Genomic DNA, 19,183 nt, shown 5'->3' with positions numbered 1-19,183 from the left:
TCATGGCGAACAACATTCGTATCGAAGAAGACCTGTTAGGCATGCGCGAAGTTCCGGCAGACGCTTACTACGGTGTTCATACTCTGCGTGCGATTGAGAACTTCTACATTAGTAACAACAAAATCAGTGACATACCGGAATTTGTCCGCGGTATGGTGATGGTCAAAAAAGCAGCCGCGCTCGCCAACAAAGAGCTGCAAACAATCCCTCGCAACATCGCAAACACCATTATTCAGGCCTGTGATGAAGTGCTGAATAACGGTAAATGCATGGATCAGTTCCCGGTTGACGTCTATCAGGGCGGCGCGGGCACCTCGGTCAACATGAACACCAACGAAGTGCTGGCAAACATCGGTCTGGAACTGATGGGCCACCAAAAAGGTGAATACCAGTACCTCAACCCTAACGATCACGTGAATAAGTGTCAGTCGACCAACGATGCTTATCCCACCGGATTCCGTATTGCGGTTTACGCTTCAATTCTGAAACTGCTGGACGGCATCAGCCAGCTCAGTGAAGGCTTCCAGCGTAAAGCGGTCGAGTTCGAAAATATCCTCAAGATGGGTCGTACCCAGCTGCAGGATGCCGTACCGATGACGCTGGGCCAGGAATTCCACGCGTTTAACGTGCTGCTGAATGAAGAAACCCGCAGCATCCTGCGCACCGCAGAACTGCTGCTGGAAGTAAACCTGGGCGCGACGGCCATCGGGACTCGCCTCAACACCCCGGATGGCTATCAGCAGCTGGCCGTTCAGCGTCTGGCGGAAGTCAGTAATCTGCCTGTCGTCCCGGCAGAAGACCTGATTGAAGCAACCTCTGACTGCGGTGCTTACGTGATGGTGCACTCTGCGCTGAAACGTCTGGCGGTGAAACTGTCGAAGATCTGTAACGACCTGCGCCTGCTCTCTTCCGGCCCACGTGCGGGTCTGAACGAAATCAACTTGCCAGAATTGCAGGCCGGTTCATCAATCATGCCAGCCAAAGTGAACCCGGTGGTGCCTGAAGTGGTGAACCAGGTATGCTTCAAGGTTATCGGCAACGACATTACCGTGACCATGGCGTCCGAAGCGGGTCAGCTGCAGCTGAACGTGATGGAACCGGTGATTGGCCAGGCGCTGTTTGAGTCGATCAGCATTCTGACCAACGCCTGCTTCAACCTGCTGGAAAAATGCGTCAACGGCATCACGGCTAACAAAGCCGTATGTGAAGCTTACGTGTTCAACTCCATCGGTATCGTCACTTATCTCAACCCGTATATCGGCCACCACAATGGCGATATCGTCGGCAAGATTTGTGCGGAAACCGGCAAGAGCGTACGTGAAGTAGTATTGGAGCGCGGTCTGCTGACCGAAGCGGAACTGGATGACATCTTCTCGATTCAGAACCTGATGCATCCGACCTACAAAGCCAAACGCTACACCGACGAAAACGAACAGTAATCCGTTCCGGATCAAGTTGCCAAAAGCACGCCTGTATACAATACGGCGTGCTTTTTTCTTATTGGCGGCTACAACTTTAAGAGTCGAGATTTCCCCCACGGCTCAGGAGCGGAATGAATGGTGTTAGTGGAATTACTGATTGTCCTGCTGGCGATCTGGCTGGGTGCACGTCTAGGCGGCATCGGGATTGGATTTGCCGGCGGATTGGGCGTACTGGTGTTGACGCTGTTCTGCGGCATGAAGCCGGGCGCGATTCCCTTCGATGTGATCGAAATTATCATGGCAGTGATTGCCGCAATTGCCGCGATGCAGATTGCAGGCGGACTCGATTACATGGTCGGTTTGGCCGAGCGCCTGCTGCGCCGTCATCCGCGTTACGTCACCTTCCTCGCCCCACTCGTCACCTATGTAATGACGCTGCTGGCGGGCACCGGACACACTGCGTTCTCGACGCTACCCGTCATCGCTGAAGTGGCCAAAGAGCAAGGTGTACGCCCTTCACGCCCACTGTCGATTGCGGTGGTCGCCTCGCAAATTGCCATTACCGCCTCGCCGCTCTCTGCTGCAGTGGTGTTCTTCGCGTCGATTCTGGAACCGCGCGGTGTCAGCTATCTGGCGCTGCTGGGCGTATCGATCCCAGCCACGATGGCAGCGATATTCTGTGCCGCCGTGATCACCAGCTTTCTTGGTAAAGAGTTAAAAGAAGACGAGGTGTATCAGGCGCGCTTAGCCAAAGGTGAAGTCACACTGCGCGGAGAACGCGTCTATGACATTAAGCCTGGCGCCAAACGTGCCGTGCTGCTGTTCCTGATCGGCATAGCGGCAGTTGTGCTCTACGCCACGGCGATCAGCGACAGCGTTGGGCTAATCAGCAACCCAGTGCTGCCTCGTAACGAAGCGATTGTGGTGTTTATGCTCACCGTTGCCACACTGATTTGCCTAACCTGCAAAGTCGATACCGGCGAAATCCTCAGCGCCAGTACGTTCAAATCCGGTATGAGTGCCTGTATCTGCGTGATGGGCGTGGCATGGCTAGGCGATACCTTTGTCAAAGCCCACCTGGCGGACATCCAGACTGCGGCTGGCGATATGTTGCAGAGCTACCCGTGGATGCTGGCGTTGATATTATTCTTCGCTGCTACCCTGCTCTATTCACAGGCAGCGACCACCAAGGCGTTAATGCCTGCCGCCCTCATGCTTGGCGTATCCCCTCTCGCCGCCGTTGCCTCCTTTGCCGCCGTCTCAGCCCTGTTCGTGTTGCCGACCTATCCCACCTTATTGGCAGCAGTAGAAATGGATGACACCGGTTCGACCCGAATCGGCAAGTTTGTGTTTAATCACTCCTTTATCATTCCCGGCGTGTTGGCGATTGCCTTCTCCGTGGCGTTTGGCTTCCTTTTTGGTAGCCTGATTCTGTAGCGCCGTTACATCCTGAAAACCTCGTGGCGAGGCGGCCGTGCTATCATCGCGGCTCATTCGCCACCGGAGCTGATTACATCCTCATGGCTGCACGACTTTCTCGCCTGATGGGCCTTTGCCTCGCATTGCTGTTTTGCTTTTCAGCACAGGCCAATATCTTCTCACCTAACAATAACAGCCGCTTTGTGCCGGTGGATCAGGCCTTTGGCTTCGATTTCAGCCAGCAGGGCAACCAACTCACACTGAGCTGGAAGGTGAAGGACGGCTATTACCTGTATCGCCAGCAAATCCATGTGACGCCGCAAAAAGCACAGATGGCACCGCTGGCTCTGCCGCCAGGACAGCCGCATGAGGATGAGTTCTTCGGCAAGAGCGAGATTTACCCGCAGGATTTACAGGTGCCGATCACTCTGCATCAGGCTGAGTCAGGTGCCACGCTTACCGTGACCTATCAGGGCTGTGCGGCCGCCGGATTCTGCTATCCGCCCGAAACCCGTTCGGTGCCGCTTAACCCGGTTGCCGCCAATCACGATGCCCCCGCCGTTAACGCGCAGCCTGCACAACAGCGCACGCCACTGCCGTTTTCACCGCTGTGGGCGCTGCTGATTGGCATCGGCGTTGCCTTCACACCGTGCGTGTTGCCGATGTATCCGCTGATCTCCAGCATCATTCTCGGTGGCCAGCGTCGCTACTCTGCTGGACGCCTGTTAGCACTGGCGATGGTCTATGTGCAAGGGATGGCGCTGACCTACACCGTGCTCGGCATGGTGGTGGCCGCCGCAGGTTTACGTTTCCAGGCGGCGCTGCAGCATCCTTACGTGTTGATTGGCCTGTCAGCGCTGTTCATCGTGCTGGCGTTATCAATGTTTGGCCTGTTCTCACTGCAACTGCCTTCCGGCCTGCAAACGCGCCTGACACTGTGGAGTAATCGTCAGCAAGGCGGTTCATTGCCGGGCGTGTTTATGATGGGCGCACTGGCGGGATTGATCTGCTCACCCTGCACCACCGCGCCGCTGAGTGCCATTCTGCTGTATATCGCGCAAAGCGGTAACCTGTGGGCCGGTGCAGGCACGCTGTGGCTCTATGCGTTCGGTATGGGCCTGCCGCTGATTGCGGTCACGATGTTTGGTAATAAGCTGCTGCCAAAAAGCGGGCCGTGGATGCAAAGCGTCAAAGAAGGTTTTGGCTTTGTGATTCTGGCGCTGCCGGTGTTCTTACTGGAGCGTGTAGTGGGTGATGTCTGGGGCTTGCGTCTGTGGAGCCTGCTCGGCGTCGCGTTCTTTGCCTGGGCGTTCAGCCTCAGCCTGCGTGCTAATGGCAAATGGCGCATTCTACAAATCATCATGCTCGCTGCTGCGCTGGTGGCCGCTCGTCCGCTGCAGGATTGGGCTTTTGGCAGTAGCGCCAGCGTGCAGTCTGTGGCGCATCTGCCGTTCAAAACCATTGCCAGCAGTGAACAACTGGATAGCGCACTTCAGCAGTCACAAGGTCGCATTACCATGGTCGATCTCTACGCCGACTGGTGCGTTGCCTGCAAAGAGTTTGAGAAATATACCTTCAGCGATGAAGGCGTGCGTGCCGACTTAAGTCAGCTACAATTGCTGCAAGCCAACGTCACCGCGAATAACGCGCAGGATAACGCCCTGTTGCAGCATTTACAGGTATTAGGCTTGCCCACCATTCTGTTCTTTGATGCACAAGGCAAAGAAATCCCTGACTCACGCGTCACCGGTTTCCTTAACGCTGCCGACTTCCGCACGCATTTGCACAATCTGTCGCGTTAAACGACACTGGTTGCAGGACACTGCCCGTTCGTGCGCGAGCGGGCCCGCACTCCAGAGGAGAGTCACTTGCAACGTGAACAGATTCTTGAGCATGCGCTGAATGTGCTTGAGCAAAGCGGCCTTGCCGCCACCACTTCCCTGCAGCAGTTGGCCGGTGAGACCGGACTTGATGCAGAACATCTTGAACGTTTCTGGCCCGACCGTGACGCATTATTGTATGACGCGCTGCGCTATCACGGTCAGCAGATTGACAGCTGGCGCCGCCAGATACAGCTCAATGAACATCTCACGGCCCAACAAAAATTGCTGGCGCGTTACGACGTGTTAAGTGAGCACGTGAACAAAGGCCGCTTTCCCGGCTGCCTGTTTATCGCCGCCTGCAGCTTCTATCCGCAGCCTGACCAACCCGTACATCAGTTAGCCGAGCAGCAGAAACGCAGCTCATGGCAGTTCACTCATGAAATTCTGGTGGATTTGGCGCTGGATAATCCGATGATGGTGGCCGATCAAATGGAGCTGATTCTTGAAGGTTGTCTGAGCAAACTGTTAGTGAAACGCAACGTGCAGGATGTGGCCACCGCGCGTCGTCTGGCGGAAGATGTGCTGAGCATTGCGCTGTGCCGGCAGAACGGAGCACTGGCTTAAACTTTCGCAGGAGGCCCTTAAGCCCGTGCATCATGCAGATCTTGCAGGTCATGCAGGTCACGCAGGTCACGCAGGTCACGCAGGTCACGCAGGTCACGCAGGTCACGCAGGTCACGCAGGTCACGCAGGTCACGCAATCCTGAATACCGCTTTACCACCAGCGGGCACGTTGAGATTTTGCACACCCTGCCTGAAAAGCAAGCAATCAGTCACGATTGCTACGCTTTTTTGACGAAAGCCGTTGACGGCTGAAAGCCATTAAGGTTTAATGCGCCCCGTTGCCCGGATAGCTCAGTCGGTAGAGCAGGGGATTGAAAATCCCCGTGTCCGTGGTTCGATTCCGCGTCCGGGCACCAACATTCTGAAAACCCAGCTTATGGCTGGGTTTTTGCTTTTCTGCGTTTGTCGTTTTTGTCATTGCTCACTAACACTCCAGACTGACACAAAATGTTATGTCCCATCCTGAGGACTTAATCCATCAAACGGCGCGATAAGTCCCAAATTGAGGACATTACGCAGAATATTCGAATCACTTACCTCTCGCCTGCTCAGCTCAAATGGCCACATTGCTTAAAGCAGAAAAGTTCGCCCATCGCCCGTCGGTAGTTCAACGTTAAGGCTCAGCTTCCCGCCTAATGCCTCAACATACTTTTTTAGGCTTGAGAGTTTTATCTCATCGCCTCGGGCTTCCATTGCCGCTATGGCTGACGGTGAAACGCCCATTTTCTCAGCTAGCTGTACTTGCGAATGCCCCAGCTCTTCACGTAAGTGACGCAACTGAACACCAAAAATTATTCCCGCAACTTTAACCTCAATTTTCTTCTGTGACTCATGAGATCGCTGTGCAATGAGTTCTTCAAGTTTAGGCATAGGGTATTGACCTCCTATTCGTCGGTATAAACCAGAAGTTATATTTGAAACATATCCGTTTTCAATACCTGAACGCTTAAGTGAGTTTGAAATAATGTTGAACTGAGATACATCGCGAATAAAACTGCAAACAGCCTGCAAAGTGCAGTTAGTCATAGGTCCCGCCCCTAAAGCTCAGAACCCATGAGCAGCATTCATAAGCTCATGCCAATTGGCCCTACAGTCATCAATGGCCTTCCCCGCTATGCTTGCCGCATCACTTATTCCTCAAGGCGGGAGAGACAATGAAAGAGATTATGGTGGTTATTGGCGCGGGTGCGATTGGACAAGCCATCGCGCGTCGCGTGAGTCAGGGCAAAACTGTGCTGCTGGCGGACCTCAATTCGAGAAAATGTGCGGCTGCCGCACAAACCTTACGTGATGCCGGCTTTACGGTAGAAACCAGCCAGGTCGATGTCAGTTCGCGCCAATCGATTCAACATCTGGTGCAGCAGGCCACTGCGCTGGGTGTTATCAAAGGAGTGATTCACTCGGCTGGAGTCTCGCCTTCTCAAGCCAGCCCCGCCACCATTTTACAAGTCGATCTTTACGGTACTGCCGTGGTGCTGGAAGAGTTCGGTCCGCACATGGCGTCAGGCGGTTGCGGAATCGTGATTGCCTCTCAATCCGGCCATCGACTGCCTGCGCTCACGGTTGAACAAAATGAAGCGTTAGCCATCACGCCAACAGAGGATTTGCTCAGCCTGCCATTTTTGCAGAACACCGCTTTCAGTGATCCTCTGTTGGCCTATCAATATGCCAAACGCGGTAACGCTCTGCGGGTTATGGCCGAAGCGACGAAGTGGGGCCAGCGTGGCGCGCGTGTCAACAGCATCAGCCCCGGCATTATCTTTACACCCTTAGCGAATGATGAGCTAAATGGCCCACGCGGCGCGGGCTATCGCAATATGCTGGCAAAATCACCCGTCGGTCGCGGCGGCACCGCCGACGAAGTTGCAGCGCTGGCAGCCCTCATAATAGGACCAGAAGGCGGCTACATCAGCGGCAGTGATTTTCTGATGGATGGCGGCGTGACGGCATCTTACTGGTACGGTGATTTGAAGCCTTGATTGATTTCCCCGCCGTACATATCCTTCGGCGGGTTAAATATAAAATATGCAATACACCTGACCATACTTTAAATATATCTAGCCATAACCATATCCAATAAAATTATTAATCAGTAAGTTAAATACGGTGTGAATATTATTTCGTGATCCTGATTTTGTTAGCTGTAACAACGCATTCGTAACACATCACTAATCCTTTACACTCTCCTGAATTCAGAAAATCATTCATCACATGATCATCTACAAATAAAGTTAAATTTATTAACCGGCGAAATTTGCTGGTCATCCTTTATCGATCACAAGTTAATAACCCTGACAGGAGAAATAAAATGACCGCCGGAAATCGTATTTATTTACGCCGCCCCTCCGATGCTGAGCCGCTACTGGAAGCGTTCCGCCGTTTACCCGCGGCGGTAGTCGCCGACTGCATGAGTCGCTTGCCTGCGCTATCGGCAGAGATCAGCCTGAAAACGGCGCCTAAAACCCCCATCATGTGCGGCCTGGCGGTGACGGTAAAAGCGCGCTCTGGCGATAACCTGATGTTGCATAAAGCGCTGGATATGGCCGGGCCGAACGATGTCATCATCCTGTCGAATGAGGGCGATCGTAGCCAATCGCTGATGGGCGAAGTGATGGCCACTTATGCCAGACAGCGCGGTATGGAAGGCATCGTGCTGGACGGCCCGGTGCGTGATATTGAGGGCTTATCACGTATGGATTTCCCGATTTATGCCGCCGGACATACGCCAGGTGGCCCTTTCAAAGATGGCCCAGGCGAAATCAACGTGCCGATTGCCTGCGGTAAAATTCACGTTTCACCTGGCGATATCGTATTAGGCGATGCCGACGGCGTGATCGTCATTCCCCGGCAGGACGCCGCGCGTATTCTCGAAGCAGCACAAGCTTACTTGATCGTCGATGAACACAACTTTGAGCTGGCGAAAACCGGCTCGCTGGAACGCGGTTGGCTGGCGGAAGCGCTGCAAAACAAGCAGGTAGAAATTATCGATGATGTTTATCGATAAGCGCACGAGCGCTGTGTTATCCAGGTCGCCATCAATGCGACCTGGTATTCGCAAACTGCGCTGCGGCTAGCACACCGCATCACGGCGTGCTGCTCACCATCGCCAACTTGCGTTGCCGGTTTTCCCGCCACACGGCAAAGATCCCGGCGAGTGCCACAATCGACGCGCCAAATATCGTGGTCGAACCCGGCAGGCTATTAAGGAACAGATAGCCAATCAGCATCGACCACACCAGCGTAGTGTAATCAAACGGTGCCAGCAGCGAGGCATCAGCATAGCGCAGGCTGAGTGTCACCAGAATCTGTGCCAGACCGCCAAATAAACCACAGCCCACCAACAGCAGCCACTGCAAGCCAGTGGGCTTTATCCAGCCGAAAAATGCCGTTGCCAGGCCAATCAACGTCGTCATCAGCGAAAAATAGAACACGATCGCGCCCGGTTTTTCGATGCCATTGAGAAAACGGATTTGCACGTTCGAGGTGGCCGTACAGAGTGCGGCAATCAATGCAAAGGCAACACCAAGGCTGGCCGTAGTACTGCTGGCGCCACCTGCCAGCACGCCGCCGCTAGCCGCAAGACTGGAGGAAAGCATAATCAGTATGCCCGACAATCCCACCACCACGGCCACCCAGCGCGACACGCGCACCCGTTCCTTCAATAGCATCGCCGCCATGATTACTGTGAAAAGCGGTGCGGCGTAACTCAGTGCCGTGGCATCAGCCAGCGAGATATACACCAGCGCCAGATAGTTAAAATACATGCCGCCTGTGCCGGAGAAACCGCGAATGAAATGGCCAAACAAATTGCGCGTTTTGAGATTCTCCAGCACGTTCCCCTGCACTCTCAGCCAGATTAACAGGGGAAATAGCGCGATAAAGCTGCGGAAAAAAATCACTTCGCCGGTGGGGATAGCACCGTTCAGACCTTTAACACAGGCCAGCATCAGCGTAGCGCTGAGTGCGGCGAATATCTTTAATAACACGCCTAATCGGGGATTCATGCTCTCACTCTTCTCTCTCTACCACGTGCAATCGGCGGGGTTGCCGAGAGGACAACGCGGCTTACACTAGGGAGAAAAATGTGCGCTGGATAACACTTTTTCGCTCTGCCTGAATAGAAATAACTTATCGCCATCGGTCATATCATTTCCCTATTGCATAACACGCTTTCCCTCTTTTTCGCCGCAAAACAAAGCCGATATAGTCCAGAAAAGCGAGATTTTGCGCTCCTAAGCAGTATCCACCATTGAGGGAAAGCACATGTCCATGAAAAGAGTGACCACCATTGGCTTGGCAATGCTGCCGTTGCTGGCTGTTTCGGCGGCGCAGGCAGATATGATGGCGAACATTAAATCGAGCGGTGAATTGAAATGCGCCGTTTACTCCGACGTACCGCCCTTCTCTTCGCCGGATCCACAAACGCGCCAGCTGGCTGGCATGGATATCGACCTGTGTCACGCTCTGGCCAAGCAGATGAACGTCAAACTGACTCTGGTGCCGACCTCTGTTGAAGCGCGTATCGCGGTGATCGCCACCGGCCGTGCCGATGTGTTGATTGCTAACCTGGCCTACACCAAAACGCGTGGTAATCAGATCCAGTTCAGCGATCCTTACTACGTGGCGAAAGAGATGCTGCTGGTGAAAGCGCCGCTGGCAGATAAACCACTGGACTATTTCAAAGGCAAACGTATCAGCGCCACCAAGGGCACCACGTCAGAGCAATCGATCCACATCAAAGGCGGTAAAGCCGTCACCTTCCAGGATTCTGCCTCCGCCTTCCTGGCGCTAGAGCAGAACAAATCGGTGGGCTTTGTCACTAACACCATGACCGGGATGAAAACCATCGCCCAGGCGAAAAAAGACGGCATCAATCTGGCGATGGTGAAAGAGCCGATGGCGCTGGAGCCGATTGGTGTCGGCATGAAAAAGGATGAACCGGCCCTGCTGGCCAGCGTTAACAGCGGCCTGAAAGCGATGGACGACGATGGCACCATCGACAAAATCTGGAACACCTGGATTGGGCCAAATACCGAATACAAAATGGTGCGCGAAGAGCGCGTACAGCCGCTCTCCAGCCTGAAATTTGAACCACTGGAATAATCATGCCCGTGATGTCGCACTCTGATATCCAGCCCGCCAGCGCACCCGCGCTGGCTTGTTCCTCTGCGATCGCCCTTTCCACCATTGGCGCCCGTGCGTGGCTGGTGGAAGCACCGGGTGGATTTGATCTTTCCGCCCAGCGACGCATCTGGTCATTAGCGCGTTTGCTACAGGCGGATGAGGCGGTTGAGGCCCTGATCCCCGGCGTCACTAATCTGCTGGTGCTGTTCCGACACATCCCCGAGGACGAAGCCGCCGTTCGTGCTTCGCTGCATGCCGCCTGGGAGCAGGCACAGGCGATTAGCCCTCAGGGCAAACTGATTGAAATCCCGGTCTATTACGGCGGCGAGCACGCCACCGATCTGGATGCGGTTTGTCGTCACACCGGATTCAGCGCACGCGAAGTGGTGCGCCGTCACCATCAAAGCGAATACACCGTGTTTGCTCTTGGCAGCGCGCCGGGCTTTGGTTACTTGCATGGACTCGATCCGCAATTAGCCACGCCACGCAAGAAAGTCCCCTCGCTCAGCATGCTGAAAGGCACCGTTACCATTGGCGGCGCCCAGGCCGGTGTTTCAGCGCTGACCGGCCCCAACGGCTGGAACGCCATCGGTTTTGCCGAGCTGGAAGTGTTTGATCCTCTGGCTGAGTCCCCCGCGCTGATGGCACCGGGCGATCGTATCCGTTTTCTGCCGCAGAGGATTGAACTGTGATCGAAATTGAACAGAGCGGCGCCCTGAACACGGTTCAGGATCTGGGGCGTTTCAACTTCCGCCATATGGGCGTCTCGGTGAGTGGTGTGATGGATCCGCTGGCACTGCGCGCCGGAAATCTGCTGCTCGGCAATGAAGAAAATGCCGCAGCCATTGAAGTTCAGCTGTTCCCATTCCGTGTGCGTTTTTTGCAGGACAGCAGCATTGCGGTAACAGGTGCGGATTGTCGCGCCACTTTAGACGGTGCGCCGTTGCCGCCCTGGTGGGGCTGCGGCGTGCGTGCCGGACAGGTGCTGGAAATGCGTTACCCGCGCAGTGGCGCACGCGGTTATCTCTGTATAGCAGGCGGCATTGATGTGCCAATGGTGCTGGGTTCGCGCAGCACGGCACTTCGTGGTGGCTTTGGTGGCCTGGAAGGCCGCCCGCTGCAGCGTGGCGATCGGTTGGCGCTGGGTGAAACACAGGCATCCCCGTTGCCCAGCAGCGGTATTGGCATTGAGCCGCCCGACAGCGCCCTGCGTGCACATTTCCCGCGTAACAGCGCAGGTGAGATTCAGCTGCGCGCCATTCCATCCGGCGAATATCCCTTGTTTGCTGCCGATGCCGGTCGCTTCTGGCAGCAATCATGGCAGGTCTCCAATCAAAGCAATCGCACCGGATATCGGCTGGCGGGCGATCCGATTTTCCCGTCAAAAACCATTGAGATGCGTTCTTACGGGCTCATACCTGGCATTGTGCAGGTGCCGCCCGGCGGCGAGCCGATCATTCAGCTCAGCGATGCCAACACTGCGGGCGGTTATCCCAAGATCGCCGGGGTGATCGAGCAGGATCTGTGGCGTTTGGGACAGGTATTACCCGGCCAATCGATCCAGCTGGTCCAGAGCGATACGCGTGAGGCCATCGCCATCGAGCATCAGGTCGCAGGCTGGCTGAGCCGCTTACGTGTGAGCTGCCCACCGCTGCGTAAAGCGTTAACCGCATAATTTTCCGAAGGAACCCAAACCATGAAGATTGATGTGAACTCCGATATGGGCGAAGGCTTCGGCGTTTATCAACTGTGCGATGACGCCGCGCTGATGAAAGTGGTCTCCTCAGCTAATATCGCCTGCGGATTCCACGCCGGCGATCCGGCGATCATGACCCGAATGGTGCGACTGGCGAAAGAGAATGGTGTCGGCATTGGTGCGCATCCTGGCTTGCCCGATCGCCAGGGCTTTGGTCGTCGCGAGCTGCCGTTCAGTGCCGAAGAGATCTGCCAGCAGGTCGCTTATCAACTCGGCGCGCTGACAGCGATTGCTCAGGCAGAAGGCACGAAGGTGTCGCACTTCAGCTTCCACGCTGCGATGGGCAATATCGTCAACCGCGACGAGGCATTAGCGCACCAGATCATGACGCTCGTCGCCCGTATCAATGCGGATCTGATTGTGTTCGCACAACCCGATACCATCATTGAGCGAGCGGCACAGGCAGCGGGCCTGAAAACCCTGACGCTGTTTCTCGCCGACCGCGCCTACGATGCGCAGGGCCGTTTAGTGCCGCGTGGCATTGCCGGTTCGGTGATCAAAGAGGAAGCGGCGCTGCGTGCCCGCGTGCGGCAGTTCCTGCAGCATGGCACCGTCACCACCTTCGAAGGGGAAGTGATAGCCGTGCGTGCCCGGTCAATCCTGGTGCACAGCGATACGCCAGGCTCACTGGCCCTCGCCACCATCGTACGCAGTGAAATCGAAGCCAGCGGCCATCAGGTGGCGCCGGCGGCAGAGGTGCTTGCTCAATAAGTTTTTTTGAATCGCCCAAATAAAAATGGCTGCCTTATCGGCAGCCATTTTTTTCGCCTTTGGTTTAACGGCAGCCAGCGCAGAATGCCGCAATACGATCGCAGCCCGTCTCTAAGCGCTCCATGCTGGTGGCGTAGGACAAGCGGAAGTACGGGCTCATGCCATAAGCCGCACCCTGCACCGTCACCACGTGCTGCTCTTCAATCAGCGCCAGCACAAAATCGGCATCGTTGCTGATGAAGCGTCCACCAGCACTGGTCTTGCCGATCAGCCCTTCAATGTTCACAAACAGATAGAACGCGCCCTCTGGCTTGTGGCAACGCAGGCCATCAATCGAGGTCAGACGTTCCAGCACGTAATCACGACGTTCACGGTAAATGCGTGCGCGCTCCTGCAACAGATCTTGTGGACCTTCCAGCACCGCCACCGCTGCTGCCTGCGTCAGGGTACAGACGCCGCCGCTGTTCTGGGTGTTCACATTGCTCATGGCTTTAATCAGCGGTGCAGGACCGCCGCAAAAGCCCAGACGCCAGCCTGTCATGGAATAGGCTTTCGATACGCCGTTCACCGTCAGCACACGGTCATACAGGCGCGGTTCAACCTGCGCCAGGGTATAGAAACGTACATCGTCATAGATTAGATGCTCATAGATATCATCCGTCATGATCCACACCTGCGGATGGCGCAGCAGCACGTCACCCAGCGCCTGCAACTCGGCTTTGCTAGCCACCGAACCGGTTGGGTTGCTCGGATAGTTCAGCAGCAGCCACTTAGTCTTATCGGTAATCGCCGCATCCAGATCCGCTGGCAGCGGTTTAAAGCCATTCTCCTGCGCACACGGTAGTGGCACCGGAACACCACCGGCAAATTTCACGATATCGGCATAGCTGATCCACGATGGCGTGGGGATCACCACTTCATCGCCCGGATTGATGGTCGCCATGATGGCATTAAAGATGATCTGCTTCGCGCCACCGGCCGTCAGAATCTGGCTGACGTCATACTCCAGTTGGTTATCCCGTTTGAATTTCAGCTGGATAGCTTTGCGCAGTGCAGGCGTACCGTCGGTCGGTGGATAGCGCGTGTCGCCCGCGCGTGCAGCGGCATACGCGGCTTCAATCGCATGTTCCGGTGTAGGGAAGTCGGGTTCGCCGGTAGAAAGTGCTACCACATCAACGCCCTGCGCAGCGAGATCGCGCGCTTTTTGGGTCATGGCAACGGAGGCGGAAACGGTCACATTCTTTAAACGATCGGCTATCTCGGGCATGTTCAATCCTGGGTTCGGGGGATGTCAGTTTTCCCTGAGCATAGGATTAGGGCCGAAGCCACGGATAATAGTGCTTTGTTGTGGTGATATAACACAAAGCGATGACTGGACCGACTGCACACTTCTGCCATAAAGGCGGCAGATTGACTCAGAATTGCGCGACAGGTCACGCCCGCACGCCTGACGGAATGTTAATAAAGTGTTACTTTCTTTCACAGGTTACATCCCGAACCCACGATTTTCCTTGCCCGTCACTGGCAATGCTGATGGGTCAACTGCACTCATTCGGTGCAGCGCTGCATTTTTCAACACCCGCCATGCCGGCGGCTCACTAGCTCAGCACCAGCCTCAGGAGGCCCGGTAGCCGTACCCTCCTGTCTGAGTTCAATAACGAAAGCTTATCCTGGCATCAACTTTGCTTGATGAGGATATGCGTTCTGTTTGAGGGAAGTGTCCATGAATCTTCGTCGCCTGAAGTACTTTGTTAAAATTGTTGACGTCGGAAGCCTGACGCAAGCTGCCGATATCCTGCATATAGCCCAACCCGCGTTGAGCCAGCAGCTGGCTACGCTGGAAGGTGAAGTCAATCAACAGCTGTTGATTCGCACCAAACGCGGTGTCACGCCTACTGAAGCCGGGAAAACACTCTATTCCCATGCACAATCCATTTTGCGCCAGTGCGAACAGGCGCAAAGTGCGATTGATCTGGTCGGCGCTGCGCTGAGTGGCAGCGTTTCCGTCGGGCTGGCACCGGGCACAGCGGCGCAAAACCTGGCGCTACCGCTGATGATGGAAGTGCAGCAGCAGCATCCTGGCATCGTGCTCTATTTTAACGAGAACTTCGGCACCACCCTGAGCGAGCTGATCATGAACGGGCGTATGGATATGGCGGTGATTTACGATCATCGCACCATCCATGGCCTGCGCTTCATGCCGCTGATGAAAGAAGATCTGTGCTTCGTTTGCCCGTTCAGCCTGGCAAAACCGGTGAAAGAGATCCCGCTGTCACAGGTCGCGCAATATGATCTGTTCCTGCCACGTATCTATAACATCATGCGCAAAGTGCTGGATGACGCCTTCGTACAGAACAATCTGCAGTACCGCGTGAAGTGCGAAATTGAGTCGCAAACCACCCTGAATGCGGCGTTGAGTGCCGGTCTGGGCACCACCATCATGCCGGAATCCGCCGCACGCGCGATGCTGAAAAACGGGGATACCTGGATGGCGAAGATCATCGAACCTGATGTGCAGGCCTCACTATCGTTCTGCATGTCGGATCATCTGCCACTTTCCCAGCCTGCCGAAGCAGTGAAATCCATTTTGCTGTCGCTAATGTCGCGCCGCAACGTGGAGAATCATCCACTGACCCTGGTGGGATAAGACCCGCTTATCACCGCAAAGCGAAACCCTCTTACTGCCCGTCTGACGAACGCGCTAGATTGATTCGGTCTGTTGCCCGCTTCGGCGGGCGTGTTTCGCTTTGACGGGAACCCCATGGAAAAAACTGCGATACCGCTGCCGACGCTGCGTGCGTTGGCGCGCAAGATGCAACGATCCGGCCTTAACAGCCTGGCGTTAGAGGGCAAACAGTGGTCGGTGCGTCTGACGTTTGACCCGCCCTCCTTCTCATCCCCAACGGAGATCCCGACGCAAGCGTGCCCGCCCGTGACGCATCGCATTGGCGCGCCCCTGCCCGGCACACTGCTGCGTCGCCACCCACACAGCCAGCAAGATTTTGTCCAGCCTGGACAGCAGGTAGAACCTCAGGATCTGCTGGCGATGGTGCAGGTCGGCCTCCTGTACGTGCCGGTGCTCAGTCCCTGCAAAGGGCGGGTGCAGCCATTCCCCTCTGCAACGCGATCTGCGGTTGAATATGATGAAGAAATTCTTATTCTTCAATCGGATAATTAATCATTAATCCGGTTATAAGGGGCTCTTATCGCCTCACAGTTTTTATGTCTTATGCCCTTGCGGCATAACTGCATAAAGTCAAAAAAGACCCATTACGCCGGACACACACCTGGCGAGACGAGGAAACACAAATGCCATTCTCAGATTACAAAACCGCGCTGGTGACCGGCGCATCGGCTGGTATGGGCGAAGCGATTGTTGAGCGCCTGTGCAAAGAAGGGATCACCGTGCACGCGGTGGCACGTCGTAAAGAGCAACTGGCCGCGCTGGCCGATCGCACTGGCTGCATCCCGCATGCCGTGGATGTCAGTGACGTCAATGCGCTGACCGCGCTGTGCAAAGACCTGGAAATCGATATCCTGGTCAACAATGCAGGTCTCTCTCATCCTGGTTCGATTCTTGATGCCGACGAAAACGTGGTAGAAACCCAGGTCGATGTCAATCTGCGTGCCGTGCTGCACCTGTGCCGCTTGCTGGTGCCGGGCATGATGGCGCGTGACCGTGGCCACGTGTTCAACATCACCTCGATTGCCGCCATCTACAACTTCAACGGCAACTCGGTGTATCACGCCACCAAAGCCGGGGTGCATGCCCTGTCACGCCAGCTGCGCGTGGACTGCTATGGCAAACGTGTGCGCATCACCGAAATCTGCCCAGGCCGCGTCGCCACTGATATTTTCGGCAACGTTTCAGGCGATCACGATGAGGCGCGTCGCCGCTTTATCGATGGGTTCGAACTGCCGCAGGCCAAAGATATTGCCGACTGCGTGGCCTTTGCGCTGTCTGCGCCAGTCGCCGTCAACATCGGCAACATCGAAATTACCCCGACGCTGCAGGTGCCGGGCGGTCTTTCCACTATGCGACCGGGCGACCGCACCGCGTAAAACCGTACAATGAGGTAACTGTATGGCACTTGATTTCAGCAGTGTGATAACCGGCCATTACGGCCAGATGATCGTTGACGGAACGGTGGTCACCCTTGAACTGGCGTTGGGTGCCTGGCTGCTGGCGATGGTTCTCGCCCTGCTATTGGTGGTGGTCCGCCTGACGGAGAATCGTCTTGCCGTTGGGCTGGTTAAGGCGTATGTCTCCTATCACCGCAATGTGCCCACGCTGATTCAGTTGATGATGTGGTACTTCGCGATCCCCACCCTGCTGCCGGAATCGCTGCAGATGATGATCGTTGACTACAACGCCGAGTTTTTATTTTCTCTTATCGCGCTCGGGCTGTGCCAGGCCGCTTACTTCTCTGAAGATATCCGTAGCGGCCTGCGGGCCATTCCAGACGGACAGAATGAGGCCGCCCGCGCGCTTGGCATGAGCTATGTCCGCGCCATGCACTCGGTGATTTTGCCGCAGGGTGTGCGCAATGCGCTGCCATCCGTGGTCAATCACACCGTGCTGCTGTTCAAAAACACCAGTCTGGCAATGGTGATTGGCGTGGCAGACCTCACCTATGTGACGCGTGATATCGAGAACCAAACCTTCCGTACCTTCGAATCCTACTTAGTGGCAACCGTGGGTTACCTGTTCTTCTCCCTGCTGCTGATGGGCTTGGGCGCGCTGCTGGCCCGCCGCTTCCAGCGCGTTTACGCGAGGTAATGGCGATGTTTGAGATCTTCACCATTTTGCATGACAACGGCATGCTGCTGTTAATGGGCCAGTATCCTAACGGTCCGCTGGGCGGCGTACTCTGTACGCTTTTGATCTCCGTGCTGGCAGTATTGCTGGCCTTCCCCATCGGTGTGTTGCTCGGCCTGGCGCGTCTGTCGCCGTGGCGCTGGCTGAGCTGGCCCGCCACCTGTTGGGTGTATCTGCTGCGCGGCATTCCGCTGATGATGGTGGTGTTCTGGACCTACTTCTGCGTCCCGTTGCTGATTGGCCACAACATCAGCGGCTTCGCCACCATGCTGTGTACGCTGGTGATTTACGAAAGCGCCTACATCGCTGAGATCGTGCGTGGCGGCATTCAGGCACTGCCGCACGGCCAGTATGAAGCGTCACGCGCGCTGGGTATGAGCCACCTGAAAACCCTGCGTTTAGTGATTCTGCCGCAGGCGCTGTTTAACACGTTGCCGAGCCTGGTGAGCCAGCTGGTTTCGATCATCAAAGACTCCACGCTCGGCTACGTGATTAACGTGCCTGAGCTGACCTTTGCCGCTAATCAGGTCAGCAATCAACTGCTGACCAAACCGTTCCAGGTGTTCGCCATTGTGGCGCTGAGCTACTACATCATCTGCTTCAGCCTCACCTGGCTGGCTAACAAACTTGAAGCGCATATTGCGCAGAAACGTCGCCAACCGCCGCAGGCCAATCCCAGCGTTGCACCCGCGGTGATGCTGACTAAAACCTCTTCGCAATAAGGAACCACTATGAGCCCGATGATCATGTTTAACCAGGTCAACAAATGGTACGGCGCGTATCAGGCGCTGACTGACCTGAGCGCCGAAATCAATACCGGTGAAGTGGTGGTGGTGTGCGGTCCTTCCGGGTCGGGGAAATCCACCTTGATCCGCACCGTTAATCGCCTGGAACCGATTGATAATGGCCAGATCGTGTTTGATGGCACCGACATTCACGGCAGCAGTACACGCCTCAACCATCTACGCACCCGCATTGGATTTGTGTTTCAGAGCTTCAACCTGTTCCCCCACGTCTCGGTGGCAGAGAACATCATGATGTCACCCATGAAAGTATTGGGCGTGAAGCGTGCCGAAGCGCGTAAACAAGCGGGTGAGTTGCTGGAGCGCGTTGGCTTATCACACAAAGCAGACGCCTATCCGGCGCAGTTGTCTGGCGGCCAGCAGCAGCGCGTGGCGATTGCACGTGCGCTGGCAATGAAGCCGCCGGTGATGCTGTTTGATGAACCGACCTCGGCACTCGATCCTGAAATGGTCGGTGAAGTGTTATCGGTGATGCGCAGCCTGGCGCAGGAAGGCATGACCATGATGTGCGTGACGCACGAGATGAATTTCGCGCGTGAAGTGGCGGACACCATCTGGTTTATGGATCAGGGGCAAATTCTGGAAAAATCGACGCCAGAGAAGTTCTTCACCCAACCGCAGCACCCACGTGCCCAGCGCTTCCTGAGCGATTTGCGTTCGCATTGATGCATCCCGGTCGGCAG

General features: G+C 55.6%; 20 protein-coding genes and 1 tRNA gene. 17 read left to right on the top strand and 4 right to left on the bottom strand.

All coding sequences use genetic code 11. The features are described 5' to 3' along the window. The first annotated feature begins 2 nt into the window (after positions 1-2). The 4 genes from aspA to FD744_RS13460 all read left to right on the top strand — a co-directional run bounded on the left by aspA (position 3) and on the right by FD744_RS13460 (position 5,287). Positions 3-1,439 (top strand): aspartate ammonia-lyase, encoded by a 1,437-nt coding sequence (aspA, locus tag FD744_RS13475; protein WP_007886584.1) that lies wholly within the window; start codon positions 3-5, stop codon positions 1,437-1,439. 117 nt (positions 1,440-1,556) lie between these two features. Continuing rightward, the gene (locus tag FD744_RS13470) at positions 1,557-2,858 is read left to right on the top strand and encodes an anaerobic C4-dicarboxylate transporter (RefSeq protein WP_058961867.1); all 1,302 of its coding nucleotides are present in this window, start codon (positions 1,557-1,559) and stop codon (positions 2,856-2,858) included. Between the two features lie 83 nt (positions 2,859-2,941). After that, positions 2,942-4,642 carry a protein-disulfide reductase DsbD gene (locus FD744_RS13465; protein ID WP_160868471.1) on the top strand — a complete coding sequence of 567 codons (1,701 nt, stop codon included), beginning with the start codon at positions 2,942-2,944 and terminating at the stop codon, positions 4,640-4,642. A gap of 66 nt (positions 4,643-4,708) precedes the next feature. After that, the gene (locus FD744_RS13460) at positions 4,709-5,287 is read left to right on the top strand and encodes a transcriptional regulator (protein WP_160868470.1); all 579 of its coding nucleotides are present in this window, start codon (positions 4,709-4,711) and stop codon (positions 5,285-5,287) included. Between the two features lie 17 nt (positions 5,288-5,304). Here FD744_RS13460 and FD744_RS25595 read toward each other — a convergent pair whose 3' ends face one another. After that, positions 5,305-5,445 carry a hypothetical protein gene (locus tag FD744_RS25595; RefSeq protein WP_237449390.1) on the bottom strand — a complete coding sequence of 47 codons (141 nt, stop codon included), beginning with the start codon at positions 5,443-5,445 and terminating at the stop codon, positions 5,305-5,307. A gap of 122 nt (positions 5,446-5,567) precedes the next feature. Here FD744_RS25595 and FD744_RS13455 point away from each other — a divergent pair. After that, positions 5,568-5,643 (top strand) — tRNA-Phe (locus FD744_RS13455). 214 nt (positions 5,644-5,857) lie between these two features. Here FD744_RS13455 and FD744_RS13450 read toward each other — a convergent pair. Then, positions 5,858-6,157 (bottom strand): helix-turn-helix domain-containing protein, encoded by a 300-nt coding sequence (locus FD744_RS13450; RefSeq protein WP_160868476.1) that lies wholly within the window; start codon positions 6,155-6,157, stop codon positions 5,858-5,860. 284 nt (positions 6,158-6,441) lie between these two features. Between FD744_RS13450 and FD744_RS13445 the strand changes: the two genes are divergently transcribed. After that, complete coding sequence (locus FD744_RS13445; protein WP_160834328.1) at positions 6,442-7,266, top strand: SDR family oxidoreductase; 825 nt, start codon at positions 6,442-6,444, stop codon at positions 7,264-7,266. Positions 7,267-7,595: 329 nt separating this feature from the next. Next, positions 7,596-8,291: an RraA family protein gene (locus tag FD744_RS13440; protein WP_097119012.1), complete on the top strand. Its 696-nt coding sequence runs from the start codon at positions 7,596-7,598 to the stop codon at positions 8,289-8,291. Positions 8,292-8,370: 79 nt separating this feature from the next. Here FD744_RS13440 and FD744_RS13435 read toward each other — a convergent pair whose 3' ends face one another. Then, positions 8,371-9,291, bottom strand: a complete 921-nt coding sequence (locus FD744_RS13435; RefSeq protein ID WP_160868469.1) for a DMT family transporter — start codon at positions 9,289-9,291, stop codon at positions 8,371-8,373. Between the two features lie 259 nt (positions 9,292-9,550). Here FD744_RS13435 and FD744_RS13430 point away from each other — a divergent pair, with 259 nt between their 5' ends. From FD744_RS13430 to FD744_RS13415, 4 genes are read left to right on the top strand one after another with little or no spacing between them, the layout of a single operon-like run. Further along, a complete protein-coding gene (locus tag FD744_RS13430; protein WP_160868468.1) occupies positions 9,551-10,390 on the top strand; it encodes a transporter substrate-binding domain-containing protein in 840 nt (279 codons plus the stop codon). 11 nt (positions 10,391-10,401) lie between these two features. Next, entirely contained in the window at positions 10,402-11,103 is a 702-nt protein-coding gene (gene pxpB, locus FD744_RS13425; protein WP_373424399.1) for a 5-oxoprolinase subunit PxpB, read from the top strand. After that, complete coding sequence (locus FD744_RS13420) at positions 11,100-12,086, top strand: biotin-dependent carboxyltransferase family protein (RefSeq protein WP_160868466.1); 987 nt, start codon at positions 11,100-11,102, stop codon at positions 12,084-12,086. Before pxpB ends, FD744_RS13420 begins: the two co-directional genes overlap by 4 nt. Positions 12,087-12,107: 21 nt before the next feature. After that, positions 12,108-12,878, top strand: a complete 771-nt coding sequence (locus FD744_RS13415; protein ID WP_160868465.1) for a 5-oxoprolinase subunit PxpA — start codon at positions 12,108-12,110, stop codon at positions 12,876-12,878. Positions 12,879-12,942: 64 nt separating this feature from the next. Here FD744_RS13415 and FD744_RS13410 read toward each other — a convergent pair whose 3' ends face one another. Continuing rightward, positions 12,943-14,145 (bottom strand): pyridoxal phosphate-dependent aminotransferase, encoded by a 1,203-nt coding sequence (locus tag FD744_RS13410; RefSeq protein WP_160868464.1) that lies wholly within the window; start codon positions 14,143-14,145, stop codon positions 12,943-12,945. Positions 14,146-14,601: 456 nt separating this feature from the next. Here FD744_RS13410 and nac point away from each other — a divergent pair, with 456 nt between their 5' ends. The 6 genes from nac to FD744_RS13380 all read left to right on the top strand — a co-directional run bounded on the left by nac (position 14,602) and on the right by FD744_RS13380 (position 19,166). Further along, positions 14,602-15,525: a nitrogen assimilation transcriptional regulator NAC gene (gene nac / locus FD744_RS13405; RefSeq protein ID WP_034826712.1), complete on the top strand. Its 924-nt coding sequence runs from the start codon at positions 14,602-14,604 to the stop codon at positions 15,523-15,525. 114 nt (positions 15,526-15,639) lie between these two features. Then, the gene (locus tag FD744_RS13400) at positions 15,640-16,056 is read left to right on the top strand and encodes a hypothetical protein (RefSeq protein WP_058961856.1); all 417 of its coding nucleotides are present in this window, start codon (positions 15,640-15,642) and stop codon (positions 16,054-16,056) included. A 131-nt stretch (positions 16,057-16,187) separates the two neighbouring features. Further along, a complete protein-coding gene (locus FD744_RS13395; RefSeq protein ID WP_160868463.1) occupies positions 16,188-16,940 on the top strand; it encodes an SDR family oxidoreductase in 753 nt (250 codons plus the stop codon). Positions 16,941-16,962: 22 nt separating this feature from the next. Beyond that, positions 16,963-17,658, top strand: coding sequence for an amino acid ABC transporter permease (locus tag FD744_RS13390; protein WP_058961854.1), 696 nt, complete (start codon positions 16,963-16,965; stop codon positions 17,656-17,658). Positions 17,659-17,663: 5 nt separating this feature from the next. Further along, positions 17,664-18,419, top strand: a complete 756-nt coding sequence (locus FD744_RS13385) for an amino acid ABC transporter permease (RefSeq protein ID WP_034826721.1) — start codon at positions 17,664-17,666, stop codon at positions 18,417-18,419. A 9-nt stretch (positions 18,420-18,428) separates the two neighbouring features. Beyond that, positions 18,429-19,166: an amino acid ABC transporter ATP-binding protein gene (locus tag FD744_RS13380; RefSeq protein WP_045816006.1), complete on the top strand. Its 738-nt coding sequence runs from the start codon at positions 18,429-18,431 to the stop codon at positions 19,164-19,166. Positions 19,167-19,183: the final 17 nt, after the last annotated feature.

The sequence above is a fragment of the Pantoea sp. Taur genome (genome assembly GCF_009830025.1).
GTDB classification, from domain to species: domain Bacteria; phylum Pseudomonadota; class Gammaproteobacteria; order Enterobacterales; family Enterobacteriaceae; genus Pantoea; species Pantoea communis.
This window is presented reverse-complemented; position numbering and strand designations above follow the sequence as displayed.